Source organism: Acetobacter aceti NBRC 14818 (assembly GCF_000193495.2).
GTDB lineage: Bacteria > Pseudomonadota > Alphaproteobacteria > Acetobacterales > Acetobacteraceae > Acetobacter > Acetobacter aceti.
Genome location: NZ_AP023410.1, coordinates 3,142,075 through 3,158,926, shown reverse-complemented (window position 1 = coordinate 3,158,926; position 16,852 = coordinate 3,142,075). Strand labels below are relative to the sequence as shown.

Here is a 16,852-nt window from a genome sequence, read left to right as displayed (position 1 = left end):
TGGGACCGTCAATATGAAGACTTTTCTCCCCCGCCGTACAGTGCTCGGTGCATCTTTTCTCTCATTGCTGCCATTGCCACTACAGGCAGCACCCGGATTGTCTGGACCCGTAGATGGGAGCGTCGGACCCACACTGTTCATCGGTGATCAGAAGGGAGGTATACGCTCTCTTCTAAGAGCTGCCGGACAGCTTGAGCAGTTACCGTATCGTATCCAGTGGGCATCCTTCCCCGTGGGAGCCCCTTTGATCTCCGCCATTGCGTCAGACGCACTTGATTTTGGTTATGTGGGTGATGCAACAGCGACATTCACTTTTGCGGCAGGCAGCCCGCTCAAGGCAATTTCGGCATGGCATGTGGATGGAAAATCCAACGCCTTGCTGGTGCCCGGAAACAGCAAGGCCCGCATCATGCGGGATCTGATTGGCCGCCGTGTCGCATTTGTCAAAGGCTCACCCGGCCATCTTCTGGTCCTCGCAGCCCTGCGACAGGAAGGTCTTGATGTGGGTCAGATTGTGCAAGTGCCCCTGGCTGCTGCGAATGCAAGAATGGCGCTTTCCAGTGGGTCAGTGGATGCATGGGCGATCTGGGATCCCTATGCCGCAACGGCTGAACTTGAAGATCATGCCCGTATTCTGCTGACGGCCCACGGTCTGGTTGATGAAGTCGAATGTGGCATCGCCAGCGAGGCTGCCATTATCAAAAAACGGGCTGAACTGACGGATTTCATGTCACGTGTTGGAAAGGCCCTTACATGGGGCGCGAACCATCAGGAAGAGCGCGCCCTCGCTTTCTCCCGGGATACCGGCACGCCACTGGACATAGCCCGTGTGTCTTCCTCACGCATGGTGATGACAGCCCTGCCCTCCGTCACGGATGAAGTCATTGCCATTCATCAGAAAGTAGCCGATCTCTACCAAACTGCCGGTGTCATTCCATCCCGGCTTAATGTCATCGATTTTTACGACCGATCTTTTTTGATTCCTGCTTGATTTTGCATAAAACTTTTCAGGATTATTCATTTTACTCTTGGCAGTCTTACGCCAGCCTGCTGCTCTGCTGATTGCTTCTGCGTAGCCAAAAACAATAAAGGACGACCTTCAAGGGTTTCTTACAGTTATGATCCCTTCGAAGTTTTTCTCCCAATGACCCGGAAGGATAGAAGAACCGTTGATTGAAGGGATTATGTCCTGATTTTGGGCTCAATGGGCGTGTCATAATGGTTCTGAGTAATGACCTTAGCTCTGCGTCTGGGACAGAGCAGGGAGCGTGATAGCCTTGTTTTCTAAGTTGGGACGCTGATTCGCTCCAGGAGCAGAAAGCGGCGCATGTTGTAGACGATATGGGCCAGCCCGATCCTCATGGTGACACGGGCAATGCCCACTGTCCGGGAAACAGTCCCGTCTGCGATTTCTGATCAGCAAAGACATGCTCGCCACGGGATCGGACGACGGATTTTCCAGCATTTGATCTCTGGACGTGGCAGGACATAAGCTTGAGGTGAGACTTTTTTCTGTGAACTTTCGGAACAAAGCTGTGCTTTTCCATGAAGTCTTCATTGGCTTTTGACCGATAGGCCGTGTCGGCCCAGATATCAGACGCGGTATTGCTGCGGTCGAGCAATCCTTCTCTCAAGCGCGCCGTCGCTGGAGGCGCATCTGTCGCTTTCCATTTTCGGATCAACCTGAACTTTCCGATCGATGGAAATATGCGATTTATAGCCAAAGAATGGAATAGCGATATCCATTGACGGGGTCGTTCCATCATCCTGCCGCTTCGCTTTAGTGAACTTTAGCGTCTATCGGGCATGTCTGTCCTTGTGCGACAGTTTTGCCGGCCTGTCTTTCCAGTCTTCGGGGATACGCCCTGCCGGGAGATCCGCCTTCTCTTCGCTGGTATTGCGTTGTTTTGGTACCGGCACCAGTGTTGCGTCCAGCATCTGGCCTGACATTGGCAGGTAGCCAGCGTTCCACAGTGTGGCATTAAAGCGCTCAAACAGTCTTTCAATCGCACTACCCTGCGTCAGACGTTCACGAAACAGCCAGATCGTTTTGGCATCGGGCACCCGATCTGACAGGCCCAGACCAGGGAAACTCACAAAAGACGGGAGGTCATTGATCAGGTATTCCGTCCGTTCGTCGGAGAGGTTGTTCAGCGTCTGAATCACCAGGATTTTGAACATCAGAACCGCATAAAAGGGCAGACGACCGCCTTTGCTTCCATCTGCATAGGCCAGAGCCTTGTCCAGATCAGGTCGAAACGCCTCAAAATCTACGGTCCGGGAAAAGTCTTCAAGCTGATCGCCAAGACCACTCAGTCGAGACAGACGCTCTTCAACATCAAAGAAACCAAGCTGTTTCATATCGCCATTCTTCCGACCAGAACCGGAATAATGGAATCATAGAGACAGCATCAAAACCAAGAAGTTTTAGAACCCTCCACGTAACATATCCAAAGTCAGGGTTTCATTGAGATACGTTATCATTATCCGATATCTAATTATTTTTAAAATTCAGCTCTGATCGATCCGAAGAACTGACGTGGAGCACCCAGCAGGATAGACTGGTTATTGAAGGCATTTCCGTCGGTATTGTCCATCGTATAACCATTCTGTCCCATGGTGGAGACATAATGCGTATTGGCAAGATTGTATATGTTGAAAGAAAAGATCAGTCGATGCACGGAAAATCCTCGACCTGCGCCGGCTCCGACATCGTGGAGCGTGTAAGACAGACCCAGGTCACTCATCCAGTAAGGAGCGATCTTGTAGTCACCAACATAATCAAAACTGCGTCGGCTATAATATTGCGCGTCAACGTAGGCCAGAACATTGTGCCATTCATAGGAAAGCCGCGTTTTATACATAAACTTCGGGTATGCGACGACCTGATGGCCTTTAGTATTGTAGGTTGCGCCACCGCTGGTGATATTCTGGTCGTAAACGGAGTGGTTGTAACTGACGCTGTTGAACAGAGCGAGCCCTGGCAACGGCGTGATCGTCACACCGCCGTCGATGCCGTTCATCGTCACACTTCCGACGTTCTGGACTGTAGCTGTTGTGTTGGTAAGCAGAGAACCAGACCCTGTATTTGATAAAATCTGCTGAAGACGATTGTTGAAATTCGTTCGGTAGAGATAGAGACTTCCCTGAACCAGTCGATCTGTATATCGATAGCCCGCAGCAAATGTCCACGCAGTTTCAGGGCGCAATGTGCTCTTCACAGCATCATACGCTGCCTGCGATACGGCCATCGGTGCATTGCTGGAATTATATCCTGACTGGGAATAGGCATGTGCATTTTCAGATATATCGAAGAAAATCTGGTGGTTTTTCAGAAAAATCCAGTCCGCGCTGATATGAGGGAGAAAGGCTTTGGCCGTCGTCAGACTCTCGCTGCTCGCCATGGTGGGAAAACGCAGGGACCAGTTCTGGCCATCCCCCACGCGCGTCGTATTCAATATTGATTTGAAGCCGAAATGCACGGCCAGTGATCTGACCGGATGCCACGTATCCTGCACGAAAGCCGTGAATGTGTTCGTATTATATTGCTGCGCCCACAGAGTGCGTCGCGGCACCCCCTTGAAACTACCGAATGGATTGAGCGGCGCCCCCTCACCCGGCAGAGGCTCCTGATACGCATAAGCATCGGTGGAGTAATGATTGTTCTCATACCAGACGCCGGCGGACAGCGCGTGATGGGCGATGTTGTAGCTGAGGGAAGATATGCCACCAAAGCGTTCAACAAACGGTTTGCGGACCTGCTCGAAAATCCGGCCGCCATTCAGGCGAATAGTGTCATCTGCCTCCGGGCATGGACTAGCCGTGGCATCCGTGCAGGCATACGGGTTGGCATACGTGCCATGACCGGTTTCCTCATGACCATACACTGTCGTTTTCCAGCGGAGACGGTCAGTGAGCGCCAGATCAGCCGTCACACCACCGAAATAGTCGCCTGATGTCGCCGTGCTGTCGTAATAGGATGCGTCCTTCGGGTCCGCGACATTCTTGTAAGAGGACGGATAGTTTCCCTGCGATGCGGCATAGGCATTGCTCCACGCATTGGGCAGGCCATAGAAATTATCGAGATTGTATCCGTTGTTTTTCAGCCAGTTCGGGCTGTAATCCTGGTAGTTGACCATCTGGAGCTGATCCCAGTCGAAAAATGCGCTGACCTGGCTTTGCGTCCCGATCGGCTGCACTAGCTTGGCATTGACCTGTTGCATGAACTGGTCGCCGCCGCCTTTCCACTTGTCTGTGTCGTTACGCATATAAGAAGCAAAAAACTTTGTTCCACTGTCATTGAGTTTCCCCGAATCGATCCGAAAAAACGAGTGGTACATCGCGTTGCTACCAAAGGTTTGTGCAACCTGTCCGCCAGCTTTGTCCCGTGGATCCGTCGAGATGTAATTGATGGAGCCACCGAGGTTATTGGTGCTTGGCGTAGATTCCGCACCGGCACTTTGCGTCACATCCAGACGCTCCACATTCTCTGCTGAAATAGCCTGAAGTGGATTAAGACCATTGTAATTTCGGAATGTCGGCTCACCGAGCGGGATGCCGTCCAGACTCATACCAATCTCATTCTGCACGAAGCCGTGCATATATAACTGGACTGAATAGGTATCGAGACCCTGCGGATCGTCAGACTGAAACTGCACTCCGGGCAACTGGGCCAGCACCTTCAACGGGTTTGTGCCGGGAACTTGCTGCTCCATAACCTTTTTACCAAGCTCAACATGCGTGGCGCGCAGGATATGACGAGCACGCACGGCAACATCCTCTCCTTTTCCAGCCTGAATCGGGCGGATAATCTTGCTGTTTTTCTGTCTCCCCCCCTCAGCATGACCGCCAGCCATGGAAGGTGGCAGTGCGTGCGCCTGTGAAGCGGCCAGAAAAGGAACAATCCAGAGTCCCAGAGACGAATAGGGAATTTTTATTGACATGCTGTACCTGACCAGAGTCACATTAAACTATACAAAATAGTTTAATTTAACATAAACACATTGCATTCGTGTAATATAGGGAATACCCTACATATTCAATCCATATTTTTTCGTGAAATCATATTTTTAGGCAGATCATCCTGCCTTTCAGCATGAAAAAATATGACAACATATTGTTATTGCACGAATAATTAAACTAAATATAATAGTTATATTAATTTGACAGACGGCCTAATATCCGCGATACCACAGGAGAAAGAGGGCTGATTCAATCTGGAGAATTCCTAGCTATGACCCATTCAAGCTTTCAGGCTGTGAACGAAGTTTCACTAAAATCGCTTAATTTCCAGAAGAACGACAATTTAACTAACATATATAGTTATTCAGATATCTCTCAGCACAGCAACACAGCGCGCGTATCAGCACACGCACTCTCACCACATATCGGTGCGGTCGTGCAGGGCGTGGATCTGAACACATCACTTTCCTCCGACACGATCCGCACCATTCGTGATCTACTTCTCCGTTATCAGGTCATCTTCTTTCGCAACCAGACCCTGACGCCCCACCAGCACCGTGACTTCGCAAAGGCATTCGGCTCGCTGCATGTTCACCCGGTCTACCCAACGGTTCCTGATGTGCCGGAAGCCATTGTCCTTGATACTGACAAGAACGATCTCAAGGACAATGCATTGTGGCATACGGATGTGACGTTTTCAGAGACACCGCCCCTCGGAGCCATTCTGGTAGCGCGCCATTTGCCGGAAATCGGCGGCGATACATTATGGGCCAGTGCCACAGCGGCTTACGACGCCCTTTCATCCCAGATGAAAGCCCATCTGGAAGGATTGACCGCACTCCATGATTTTACGCGATCATTTCCCCTTTCCCGCTTCGGACGAACGGCTGACGAACGCAATCATTGGGCGGATGTTCGCAACCGCAACCTGCCCGTGGAGCATCCTGTAATCCGGATTCATCCGGAAACAGGACGTCGTGCCATCTTCGTCAATGAGGGCTTCACCACGGAAATCTGCGGCATCGAGCAGGACGAGAGCGCTGCCCTTCTGTCATTTCTGTTCCGTCATCTGGCACGGCCTGAGTTTCAGATCCGCTGGACATGGCGGGAAGGCGATGTCGCGTTCTGGGATAACCGGATTACCCAGCATTACGCCGTCGATGATTACCGTCCGCATCGGCGCATCATGCATCGTGTGACAATCATGGGCGACAAACCCGTCGGTCCGACACATATAATACGTTCATGATGCCATCCCCGTCAGTCACCCCCTCCGTCGTCACGCCGCCTGTGTCAGTACGCAAGCTGGCACGATGGCACGTTTCGATGATCTCCGTGGGCGGCGTGATCGGGGCAGGTCTTTTTGTCGGTACCTCCGCGACCATCGCCGCTGCCGGTCCGGCAGTATTGCTTGCCTACCTAGGCGCGGGCACCATCGTCTGGATGGTCATGCTGCTTCTCGGCGAACTGGCGATCCAGCATAAAGGACGAGGCTCCTTTGTGACGCATGTCGCCTCGGTCCTTGGGTGGCGGAGCGGGTTTGTTACCGGCTGGAGCTATGCTTTTCTCTGGATCGTTACCGGCGCAGCGCAGGCGGTCGCAGGCGGCATGATTCTGGATGAGCTGTTTTCCATCCCGCCTTTGACAGGTTCTATCGGACTGGTGGCTTTCGCCCTGTTGATGAACGCCCTGCCTGTCCGTGTTTATGGAGAAAGCGAGGCAGCTCTTTCCCTTCTCAAGCTGGCCACGCTGACGCTGTTCATCGGGCTTGGTGCTCTGTGGATGTTTGAATCTCCTGCTGCGCTCGAACGCGTGCACAGCAACCTCTTTGGTCATGGCGGGATGTTTCCACGTGGTATGTGGGCCGTTCCCGCTGTCATTCCGATGATCGTCCAAACCTTCACGGGTTGTGAAATCGCCTTCGTGGCGTCAGTGGAGAGTGAAAATCCTGAGCGAAACATTCGGGAAATCGTCACGCGCCTTCCTTTTCTCGTGCTGTTATTTTATCTGGGTTCAGTGCTGGTTGTGCTCTGCCTGCGTCCGTGGACAGAAGTTGTGCCCGGACATTCACCTTTTCTTCTGGTGATGCGGTATCTGAACATTCCTTTCGCCGAAATGGCGACAATCATGATGACGCTTCTGGCGGTGCTGTCCTGCCTCAACTCATCGAAATATGTCGTCTCCCGCGTCCTGCGCGAACTGTCCGACCTCGGCTGCGCCCCGCCCACTCTGGCGCGCTCCAGCCGTTTCGGTGTTCCGGTAGCCGCCGTGGCTCTGACGGCCGGTCTTGAGATTCTCATCATCCTGACGGCGGCGTGGTCACCATCTTCTGTCTATACAATCCTTTTGGGTGCTTCCGGTACGCTCATCCTGTTCGCTTACCTGATGGCGTCCATTTCCTGCCTGCGGCTGGAAACTCCTTCAAAGAAACGTCGGATATCCCTGCTGGCCATGTTGTCTTCCGTCGTGATGCTCGCTCTTTTCCTTGTCATTCCGTGCTTTCCGGACACGCGGGTCGACGGTGCCTTCGCCTTTGGTTTCATTGCTCTCGCTCTTTGCGTCAGCACACTGATCAGGACACGGCTTCCAGGTAGTATCATCCGCTCTGATCTCTGCTAAAAGAAGCCATTACGATACTGAGGGCGTGCATGAGAAATACAGTCTCAAATTTCTCGCAATATTAGCCTATCCCATTCACATGAAGTCGTCATTCTTTTCCGCATCAACCAGTTCAGTCATTCTCACCGCTCTCCTGATCCGAAGTGTCCCACGTCCGCAGTGTGGACGCTCTGTGTGTAGCCGCTGGACCAGTCGAACGACGATGTGACGGCATCCAACCTCCCGCGTAACGTCCCCTCATGTCGTTCCGGTCCCAGTGAGCGTGAGAAACTGCCTCGGCACAAGGTGGTGGATACGTCCCGGAATAGTACGGCTTATCGTGCGCTCAGCGACATCCGCGGCCTTCAGATCGAAGCCGGAGAAGGTAAAGTCCGGCCTGCCCCAACTTGGCATATTGGTGTCGTGAAAGCATGAGAGCGGGAATCCCGTCCAGATTATACGCGACTCATCGGGCAAAACCGTCAAACCCCTGATCAGCAGCCAACCGTTATCATGCCCACTCTGCGCCTCTGTAGGTTCTTAGAAAAAGGACCGTTCCAGCAACAAGCAGGACAGGCACCGACCACGCGGCCAGAAAGGCGGATAGCGCTCCATTCTCCCCGAAAAGAACGAAGGCACGTTCAGTCGAATGCGCCGCATAACCTATGAGAAGAATTTTCGTCACATTGGTCAGCGTGTTGATGCCGGTCAACAGAACGGTCGATAGGACGCTTGCTGTCACCGCCATCGCTATCACGAGAAGAGTATCCGCGAAAACAGCCTGTTCGCGAGTCCGGTAGACGGCAGGATCGTAACCATGCGCAGACCCAGACGCTAATGCCCGAACAATCGCAAACGGCACATATTGCGGTTCCATCCCGATGACACTGAGCCAGAGAGTGTCTACTGGCAGATGAAGATCAATTTCTGAAAACGCCTTTGAAAAACCCCCTTCAGTTAAAATATTGCCGGTTATGAGCGCGTTACTTCGATCGTCTTCCGCCGTGCCCCAGAACAGGCCATCGGTCGCATGCCAGAGAAAACTGCCTGTCTCCTGTCGGGCTTCTTTCGCGTGCAGCAGTTCAACGAGCTTTTCCGGTCCCTCAAAATGGAAAAATGATAGTTCTCTCAACAGGACAACGCCATCAACCTGAACAACTTTTGTGCGCAACAGACCATCGGTTACTGAAATCCATTGAAAATCACTGGCCTGTGAACGGTCCAGCCGTTGGCCGTCACGACCCAGCTTGTCCCGTGTCTGTATCGCCATCGAAGCCGGTCCTGCCCAGGCATCCAGCATCGTGTCCGTCGCTCCGAGCATAAGCCCCAGCAGAAGAACCGGCACAAGACACTCCAGCGGGGAACGGCCACTATTCCAAATGAGTATGCGGGTTCCGGAACGTGTCTGAAGATATTCCGTTGCCAGAACGCCAAGGAAGGTCGCGAAAGGAATCAGCGGGACAATGAGCCATGGGCTCCTCAAAACACAGAACCAAAGAACGACACGCACAGGGTGATCTGACGCGTTGTCCAGCAGGGGTCCTATCTGAGGGAGAATGTCTATCGTCAGGGCCACAAGCCAGAGAACAGCAAGGATCGATCCGACCTGCTGGAGATAGGCCCGCAGCAGATAGCGCGTATAGGAACCGAAAGGCGCCAGTCGCATCTCCTCAGGCCCTGCCGAATTGCGGACGGAACAGGGCGTTCTGCAAGCGCCACGTCAGGAAAATGAGAAAGCCGCATCCTAGCCCCGTCACCAGAAGAAGCGCTCCCATCACCTCGCCTTCATGAAGGGAGACGCCGGCGTGTATGAGCCATTCGGAGCTGAGGTCAAGCAGCATGAGTCCGCCACAGGCGAGCGGCAGTGCCACATACTGCATATGTCGGGATGAAAGGCAGACGGCGGCGCAGGCAAGGGCGGGAGCGATCATACACAGCAGCATCCGCCCCAATCGTCCCGCCAGTATCCGGTTTTGCCCGGTGAGATCAGGCGGCTCTGATCCGGCCGACGCGTAAAGCAGCTCCGGCGATGTCAGTTCGCTGCCATCGAAACCCCGCGGCTCAAAAGAGAGAAGGTCTGCCAGCCGTATCCGCCTGTCCGCCGTGATGAATGACTCGGCCTCGGCAGGACAGAAGGCGGAAGTGACAGCATTCCGTTCGATATCGAAAATACGCCATGATACATTGTCGAAAAACAGTGGAAGAATACCCCCTGTCTCACGACCGGTCGATCTGGCGCTCCCAGCGAGGACAATCTTGACGCAACTGTCCCCTCTCGGCTCATAAATGAAAAGATGCCTCTTCTGTCCTGGAAAAACCGTCTTTTCATGAGCAGCGGGGGCAAAAACCACACCCTTTTTCAGAATATAGAACTGTCCCGTCGCGGCGCCTCCAGTCAGCGCCAGGCTCTCCGCGTTGAACAAAACGACGCGCTGCGCGTAAAGCGCCAAAGGATTGACGATGCCAGCTACAAGGAAAGACATGATGGCAGCAGCAAAGGCGAGGCTGGCGCAGGGTGCCAGAAGACCTGACGGCCCCATGCCCGCTGCTCCCATGACAAGAAACTCTCTCCCTTCACGCATCTGGAGAACGGCCCTGTAAACGGCGACGAGACAGGCGATAGGGAGGGCAAGATCAAAAATTTGTGGTGCCGTCAGAAAAAAAATGAGGCATGCTTCGCGCAGACCGGCGTGATTTCGCAGGACATCGCGGAACACCATTGGAAAACGTTCCGACAGGAACAGCGCTTCGATCAGAAGCATGATCAGTCCTGTGAAGCGTGTCACGTCCAGCATGAAGAGCCGTATCCGCACCGGAAACAGCTTCCGCATCCAGTTGGCACCGTCCGTCACAGACGAAACGTCTCACCCAGATAGGTGCTGCGAACGACGGCATTCTCGACAAGCTCGGCTACGGTGCCCTGAGCCAGCACACACCCGCCATGAATAACATAAGCACGGTCGACCAGCCTCAGAAGCTCGACTGCACTATGGTCCGTGATCAGAACCCCTGTTCCGGTTTCCGCCATATCCCGGATCATCTCAGCCATTTCAAGAAGATTCACTGGATCGACGCCAGCGAAAGGTTCATCGAGCAACGTAAATGACGGGCTGCAAGCCATTGTGACTGCAATTTCACATCGTCGCTTCTGCCCCCCCGACAGAGTGGCGACCCGCTCATCAGTCAGCGTGGACAGTCCGAACTGCCACAGGACGCGGGAAATTTCATCATGGCATCCGGTTCTGCTCCCAATGCGGGTTTCCATCACGATCATCATGGCCTGTCTGACAGACAGATTCGCAGGCAGGAAGCTGGCCTGCGGCAGAAGCAGCAGACCGCGCCGCACCCGCTCATAAACAGGGAGTCCGGTTATATCGGAACCATCGAGCGTTATGGACCCCAGATCAGGCCGCAACAGACCCGACAGCATCCGGAAGGTTGTGGATTTCCCGGCTCCATTGGGCCCAAGCAGACCAACGATTTCCCCTCTTTCCAATCCCAGATCCACCTGCCGTATGATGGTCCGGTTATCGATATCTTTTGAGAGGCCGAGAGCCGACAGCATGAGTCCAGACAATCCGTGCACTATTGAGACCCACGATTCGACGCAGGCAATGGTACGTCGAAAGTAGTCTCCAACGCGTGATGTGTTTGTTAAATAACCACAATCTCGGTGTGTTTTCCTTGAGGCTCTCCAGCCGCCTACCTATAACCCTCCTCATCGTTCTCTATTGGGGTTCCCATGACAGAATCCTCTTTGCGGAAAACCCAGATTCTGGTCGTTGAAGACGATCCTCAGACGGCAAGCCAGATATGCCGCAGCCTTGAAAACGGCGGTGCTTCCCTGACCTCCGTGTCCGACGGTGTGAAGGCTTTGGAGATGCTGAAGGCGCATCCGTGGGATCTTATTGTTCTCGACCGCATGTTACCGGGTTTCGATGGTCTCTCCCTCCTATGCGAGCTTCGCAGGATCGGACGGTCGGATCCTGTGCTTCTGCTGACGGCAATCGATAGCACTCTTGAAAAAGTTCGCGGTTTCAATCTGGGGGCCGACGGGTATCTCGCCAAACCTTTCGATCTGCGGGAGTTGGTCGCACGTGCGGGAATCCTGCTCCGGCCAGGTGGAAACAGGTTGTGCAGTGCTACGAAACTGACATTCGAGGATCTGGAGCTTGATGTCGTGGGCAGAAAGCTCAGTAAAGACGGTCGTCGCGTACATCTGCAGCCCCAGGAATTCAAACTCCTCGAATTTTTCATGAAACATCCTGAAAGAATTCTTACGCGCGAGATGATCTTCGCCTCTGTCTGGGGTATAGAATTTCCCGTGCGCAGCAATTTTCTTGAAAGCCATATTTCCAGACTGAGACAGAAGACAGGAAATCCGTCTGGACCGCTGATCCATACGCTCAAAGGCGAAGGATATGTGCTTGGCACCTACCGGACAGACGAAATACCTGGTGCCTGAGAAATCATGGTGAAGTCGATGAAAGTTACCGGCCTGTCAGCCGTACGGCTTGCCTGTATCTTCACCCTGCTTTTTCTGCTCCTTGGCACCAGCGTTACGTTCTGGCTCGGAAGCGCGATGCGCTCCCTTTTTATGCACAATATCGATCAGGACCTGACGAGTGAGGTATCTGAAGCCTTTGGCGCCAGACAGGAGCCTCATGACGTTCTTCATCTCGAACCCAATGTCAGAACCTTTATCGTGACCGATCAGGATTATCGCTATCTGCTTCAGGATAGGAGGGGACACGTGGTGGCAGGCAATCTTCCTACCCTTCCTCCCGTTTCAGGCTTCCGATGGATCGACGACACTACGCCCGGGCTCGAAAAAGGACAGCGCTATTATGGGCTCGGTGAAAAACTTGATGATGGTGGCTATTATTTTGTCGCGCACGATACGTCTCCAATCGATACGCTGAATGAAAGTGTTCTGGAAACAATCCTTCTGGGCTTCGCCGCGTTTGTTTTCTGCGGTGTTGGTGGAGGGCTACTTATGGGCATACTGGTCCGCCGCCGTCTGCTGCTGATCGGGCAGGCGGTCCAGACCATACAGAAAGGCGACCTCACCGCACGCCTGCCCGTCGCGGCGGGGCAGGATGAACTTGACGATCTTTGCAGTATGTTCAACGCAGTTCTTGACCAGAATGAACGGCTTGTGGAGAGCCTCCGTCAAGTCAGCAACGATATCGCGCATGACATGCGCACCCCCCTGACACGCCTCAGACACCGGCTGCAACAGCTCGTTTCGGGCCCGCAGATGGAAGTAAAATCCGAAGCGAATCTTGCCATCGAAGATCTCGACGCCTCACTGGAAATGTTCTCATCATTACTGCAACTTGCAGAAATAGAGGCCGCCGGCAACGTCACCCGGCAGGAAGCGGTCGATCTTTCGGAGGAAGTGAATAAATGTCTCGAAATCTTCGGCTCTGCTCCGGAAGACAGCGAACACCATATCGACGCAGAGCTTGTCCGGCACATTATGATCCACGTGGATGTCGTGCTGCTGAGGCAGCTCGTGAGTAATATTCTCGATAATGCCCTGCTTCACACCCCTGCGGGGACGTCCATTACTGTCTCGGTGAGGAAGACTGCTGGGCGGGCCTTACTCTGTGTCGCCGATAACGGGCCGGGGGTTCCCGCCGCCCTGTTGCACAAACTGCCGGAACGGTTCTTCCGGCTTGATCGCAGCCGCACAACACCCGGAACCGGACTTGGCATCAGTCTGGCCCGAGCCATCGCTGAACGCTTTGGAGGCTCTCTCCTTCTGGAAGACAACGCGCCCGGCCTGCGCGTTCTGGTCTCATTCCCGCTGTCCGACGGACGCATCACAGGCCGAAGCTGACAGAGACGATGACCAGGAATTCCCCTTTCCCGGAAAAATCCTCCCGGGCGCATGTGCTGTTCATCAACGATACGTCACGCAATGGAGGGCCTGGGCAGACGCTTCTGAATATTCTGAAATATCTTGATCCGGACAGAATAAGACGCAGCGTCATGCTGCCCCGCGAAGACCTTGTCAGTCATCGGATCAGGGAATGGAACGCAGCGGAAACCCAGATCATCGAGCCAGCCATACTCGAGAACCTTGTCCAGCCCCTCTCACGCGCCATGACACGTCAGGATTTCGAGGCTCCACTGCCTCTGCTTTGTGTGCGTGCGGCAAGCAATATCGGACGCGCTTTTCTGGGCATGGTCCGGCTTGTCGCCCATGTCAGGAAACAGCGCTATGATGTGATTTTCTGTAATGGTACGACAGCCGGTTTTATCGGAGGTCTCCTCGCTGCCCTGCCGGGAATGCCCCCAGTTGTCTGGCATGTCTTTTATCCTGCCGTGCCCCGCCCTCTTCGCCCGATCCATCGCTGGCTCGCCGCCCGCGTAAAGACGATACTTTGCGTCTCTCAGGCCGTCTCACCGCAATTCAGTTCCTGTGCTGGAAAGGTCGAGATCCTGCATGACGCGATAGATCTTGAAGTTTTCGACAGGGCGATTGCTGCGAACAATGTCGGTACCGGCTCCCTGCGCGAGGAACTGGGCATTTCCGACAATATCATCCTGTTCGGCGCGCATGGCCGCATCGTTCCGCATAAAGGTTTTTACGAACTAATCGAGGTGGCGCGATCCCTGTTCGTGACTCTTGGAGCGGACGCCGCATCGCAATGCAGGTTTGTCGTGATCGGCGATACGCCGCAGGACTCTCCCGTTGATCATCTTGCCCTATGCCGTGAAAAAGTCCGGTCTCTCGGATTGGAGGGTTTCATGCATTTCGTGGGCTTTCGGTCTGATGTGCGCCCCTGCCTAGCCGATATCGATGTCGCGGTGGTGCCGAGCATTTATCCGGACCCTCTTCCCCTGTCGGTTCTGGAATCAATGGCCATGAAAAAGCCGGTCATCGCCTTTGATATGGGAGGTATTGGAGAGATGGTGAGAAACGTTCGGGAGGGAGTGCTTCTTCGTGGCACTCCTCCGGACACTGACGGCATGGCACGCGCCTGTCATGATGCTCTGACCAACCGTGAAAAATGGCGTGGCCGTGGTCTGGCTGCGCGGCTGCGGGTCGAACGTCATTTCGACGCGCGTCCCCATGCTGCCGCCATACAGTCCATTCTGCTCCATCTGGCAGGAAAGGAAATATTGTGACCTCTTCCCGCAAAATCGTCCATGTCGTTGTCGCCGGCGCGATTGGAGGAGCAGAGCGCCTGCTGGTGGATCTGGCGACCCGTCCTGCCGAGAGCGAAGCAACGCATGCTGTAGCCCTGATGACGCCCAATCCGGCATTGCGGGCTATGCTCGCAGGGCATGGGATAAGGATCAGGGATAAAGGCGTCATCCGTGCCGATCCGTTATCCTATCTGTGGCGCGCGTTTGGTCCACGCGACGTCAAGTGGCTGGAAAATGTTCTGCATGAAGAAAAGGCCGACATCGTACATGTGCATACCTACGCCTCCCATATCATCGGCGTCAGAGCGGCGCGACGGTTGGGGCTTCCGGTGCTGAGAACGGAGCATGGCGTCCAGCACTATACTGATGCCAGTTGCGCGCTCTACAGAAACTGGGCCTTGCGTCATACGGACAGTGTTGTCGCCGTCAGCGATTATGTAAGGCGCTTTGTAGCTACACGCTTACCGGTTATGCGCAAACATCTGCATGTCATCCGCAACGGCGTCGATACCCGGTATTTCACGCCGGTACCTCCGCTTTCCGCCAAGGCTCCTCTGACACTTGCCCTTGTCTGCCGTCTGGAACCCTGGAAGGGCGCTCACCTGCTGATTCAGGCCGTGGCACGCGTGCCAGGCGTCTATCTTAAAATCGCGGGAGACGGCAGCGCGCGGCCAGCGCTCGAAAAACTTGCAACCTCCCTCAACGTGCGGGACCGGGTCATTTTTCTGGGCTATCAGCCTGATCCACGGCCTGTCCTCGCGTCATGTCATCTGGCCGTCAACACATCGCTCGATGAACCGCTTGGACTATCTGTCATGGAGGCTCTTTCGATGGGACGACCCGTTCTCGCCTTCAGGGGCGGCGGCATCCCCGAAATCGTGCAGCACGGCAGGACGGGCTGGCTTCTGGAACATCGCACCGTTCAGGAAATCGCGATCCAGATATCCCTGCTTGTCAGCAGCAGAAATACGATTGCATGCATGGGACGCAACGCCAGGGCCTTTATCGAAGATCAGGGTCGGGTTGAAACAATGTGTCAGGGCTATGCCCGCGCCTACGCCGCCCTGAATTCATCAATGCGCTCCTGAGCCGTGTCATCATGACCAGTAGAAAGTCTACGGTCTGCGGGAAGATGGTCATGATGATCAGGACTGCCGCCACACGGGGGCGCGACAGATCCATCACTCCCGACATCTCCAGACCTGCGCCCAAGAAAATCAGATCCTTTCCTGGAACGACTGGCAGGCGGGACAGAACGAAACGCATGGCGACGAAATCGAAGCATTGTGTCAGTTCCTGCAGGGCACCAGACAGCCACCAGCCTAATACTTCCAGCAGAAAATTGATGATACTCCGCGCAAGATGCATGAAGAACGTCCATGCCATTTCACGATGCGTCATCTGAGTGACCAGCTTTCCGCCAAAGACAATAACGAGACACGGAATGACCGGTAGAAGCGCCGCTGTCAGCATCGGACGCTGCCATTTCGTCAGGAATTCCGGAAGATTACCACTGCCCGGAAGAACGAAAACCAGCAGAGTAATCCATAACATGACGAGACCGGCAGCACCGGATAGCAGGGTCGAATCCCTGATCACGTGCATCAGCCGTTTATGATCCATTTCCAGCGTTTTTCGCGCCCAGAAAAGAAAATACGCTTCTCCAGAATATTCGATCAGCATTGTGTTGAGATAGCGTTTTTGAAAAAATACAGCAGGAGTCAGTCGTCGGTCTGTCGTGAGAAGCCTGCGATAGATGATCCATTCCGAAACGGGCAACAGCACATAGATGACGATCTGGAGCAGGTAGAAAAGCGGATTTTCAGGACGCGCCTCCCAGACCTCAAGCCAGCCGATCTTCGACATGCTTCTGACAAGCATCAGAAAAAGGATGGCCGGAAAAAGCCAGCGCAGTATCGCCAGCCAACGTTTATGCATTGTGGAGCGACATAGAAAAAAAACCGAAAATACCGATTGGAAAAGGAGTCATGACGGTGAATCCACATAACGCGTCAGTTGAACATTCCATTATTGCAGCATGTCTTCTGTGGTCAACCATTTAATCATTTCCTGGAAATACTGGAGCATGTTGTGGCAATTTAACTTTCAAATACTTGCTCTCTATTGCAAT

12 protein-coding genes and 1 pseudogene are annotated in these 16,852 nt (G+C 54.0%); 7 read left to right on the top strand and 6 right to left on the bottom strand.

Annotated features, from left to right (window positions below):
* The first annotated feature begins 13 nt into the window (after nt 1-13).
* Nucleotides 14-991: an aliphatic sulfonate ABC transporter substrate-binding protein gene (locus EMQ_RS14510; RefSeq protein WP_081470937.1), complete on the top strand. Its 978-nt coding sequence runs from the start codon at nt 14-16 to the stop codon at nt 989-991.
* A 293-nt stretch (nt 992-1,284) separates the two neighbouring features.
* Here the strand turns inward: EMQ_RS14510 and EMQ_RS14505 are convergent.
* Both EMQ_RS14505 and EMQ_RS14500 read right to left on the bottom strand, forming a co-directional pair.
* A pseudogene (locus EMQ_RS14505) lies at nt 1,285-2,361 on the bottom strand (IS5 family transposase).
* A 143-nt stretch (nt 2,362-2,504) separates the two neighbouring features.
* The gene (locus EMQ_RS14500) at nt 2,505-4,943 is read right to left on the bottom strand and encodes a TonB-dependent receptor (protein ID WP_010667601.1); all 2,439 of its coding nucleotides are present in this window, start codon (nt 4,941-4,943) and stop codon (nt 2,505-2,507) included.
* Nucleotides 4,944-5,233: 290 nt separating this feature from the next.
* Here EMQ_RS14500 and tauD point away from each other — a divergent pair, with 290 nt between their 5' ends.
* Nucleotides 5,234-6,211, top strand: a complete 978-nt coding sequence (gene tauD / locus EMQ_RS14495) for a taurine dioxygenase (protein ID WP_081470920.1) — start codon at nt 5,234-5,236, stop codon at nt 6,209-6,211.
* Nucleotides 6,208-7,581 (top strand): amino acid permease, encoded by a 1,374-nt coding sequence (locus EMQ_RS14490; RefSeq protein ID WP_231367912.1) that lies wholly within the window; start codon nt 6,208-6,210, stop codon nt 7,579-7,581. The genes tauD and EMQ_RS14490 overlap by 4 nt, the downstream gene beginning before the upstream one ends.
* 490 nt (nt 7,582-8,071) lie before the next feature.
* Here the strand turns inward: EMQ_RS14490 and EMQ_RS14485 are convergent, their stop codons facing one another.
* From EMQ_RS14485 to lptB, 3 genes are read right to left on the bottom strand one after another with little or no spacing between them, the layout of a single operon-like run.
* Complete coding sequence (locus tag EMQ_RS14485) at nt 8,072-9,226, bottom strand: LptF/LptG family permease (RefSeq protein ID WP_010665698.1); 1,155 nt, start codon at nt 9,224-9,226, stop codon at nt 8,072-8,074.
* A 4-nt stretch (nt 9,227-9,230) separates the two neighbouring features.
* Nucleotides 9,231-10,391: an LptF/LptG family permease gene (locus tag EMQ_RS14480; RefSeq protein ID WP_132012081.1), complete on the bottom strand. Its 1,161-nt coding sequence runs from the start codon at nt 10,389-10,391 to the stop codon at nt 9,231-9,233.
* Between the two features lie 17 nt (nt 10,392-10,408).
* Entirely contained in the window at nt 10,409-11,125 is a 717-nt protein-coding gene (lptB, locus tag EMQ_RS14475; RefSeq protein WP_010666598.1) for an LPS export ABC transporter ATP-binding protein, read from the bottom strand.
* A 177-nt stretch (nt 11,126-11,302) separates the two neighbouring features.
* Between lptB and EMQ_RS14470 the strand changes: the two genes are divergently transcribed.
* From EMQ_RS14470 to EMQ_RS14455, 4 genes are read left to right on the top strand one after another with little or no spacing between them, the layout of a single operon-like run.
* Nucleotides 11,303-12,025 (top strand): response regulator transcription factor, encoded by a 723-nt coding sequence (locus EMQ_RS14470; RefSeq protein ID WP_231367913.1) that lies wholly within the window; start codon nt 11,303-11,305, stop codon nt 12,023-12,025.
* Between the two features lie 6 nt (nt 12,026-12,031).
* A complete protein-coding gene (locus tag EMQ_RS14465; RefSeq protein ID WP_010666600.1) occupies nt 12,032-13,405 on the top strand; it encodes a sensor histidine kinase in 1,374 nt (457 codons plus the stop codon).
* 8 nt (nt 13,406-13,413) lie between these two features.
* On the top strand, nt 13,414-14,700 hold the full coding sequence (locus EMQ_RS14460) for a glycosyltransferase (protein ID WP_010666601.1): 1,287 nt from the start codon (nt 13,414-13,416) through the stop codon (nt 14,698-14,700).
* Nucleotides 14,697-15,809, top strand: coding sequence for a glycosyltransferase family 4 protein (locus tag EMQ_RS14455; RefSeq protein ID WP_010666602.1), 1,113 nt, complete (start codon nt 14,697-14,699; stop codon nt 15,807-15,809). The genes EMQ_RS14460 and EMQ_RS14455 overlap by 4 nt, the downstream gene beginning before the upstream one ends.
* Here the strand turns inward: EMQ_RS14455 and EMQ_RS14450 are convergent.
* Nucleotides 15,724-16,587 (bottom strand): hypothetical protein, encoded by an 864-nt coding sequence (locus tag EMQ_RS14450; protein ID WP_132012080.1) that lies wholly within the window; start codon nt 16,585-16,587, stop codon nt 15,724-15,726. The two genes, EMQ_RS14455 and EMQ_RS14450, sit on opposite strands and share 86 nt — an antisense overlap.
* Between the last annotated feature and the right edge of the window lie 265 nt (nt 16,588-16,852).

Coding starts and splice junctions, on each gene's coding strand:
- EMQ_RS14510 (WP_081470937.1), top strand. CDS start 14: ATGAAGACTTTTCTCCCCCGCCGTACAGTGCTCGGTGCATCTTTTCTC.
- EMQ_RS14500 (WP_010667601.1), bottom strand. CDS start 4,943: ATGTCAATAAAAATTCCCTATTCGTCTCTGGGACTCTGGATTGTTCCT.
- tauD (WP_081470920.1), top strand. CDS start 5,234: ATGACCCATTCAAGCTTTCAGGCTGTGAACGAAGTTTCACTAAAATCG.
- EMQ_RS14490 (WP_231367912.1), top strand. CDS start 6,208: ATGATGCCATCCCCGTCAGTCACCCCCTCCGTCGTCACGCCGCCTGTG.
- EMQ_RS14485 (WP_010665698.1), bottom strand. CDS start 9,226: ATGCGACTGGCGCCTTTCGGTTCCTATACGCGCTATCTGCTGCGGGCC.
- EMQ_RS14480 (WP_132012081.1), bottom strand. CDS start 10,391: ATGCGGAAGCTGTTTCCGGTGCGGATACGGCTCTTCATGCTGGACGTG.
- lptB (WP_010666598.1), bottom strand. CDS start 11,125: ATGCTGTCGGCTCTCGGCCTCTCAAAAGATATCGATAACCGGACCATC.
- EMQ_RS14470 (WP_231367913.1), top strand. CDS start 11,303: ATGACAGAATCCTCTTTGCGGAAAACCCAGATTCTGGTCGTTGAAGAC.
- EMQ_RS14465 (WP_010666600.1), top strand. CDS start 12,032: ATGGTGAAGTCGATGAAAGTTACCGGCCTGTCAGCCGTACGGCTTGCC.
- EMQ_RS14460 (WP_010666601.1), top strand. CDS start 13,414: ATGACCAGGAATTCCCCTTTCCCGGAAAAATCCTCCCGGGCGCATGTG.
- EMQ_RS14450 (WP_132012080.1), bottom strand. CDS start 16,587: ATGTCGAAGATCGGCTGGCTTGAGGTCTGGGAGGCGCGTCCTGAAAAT.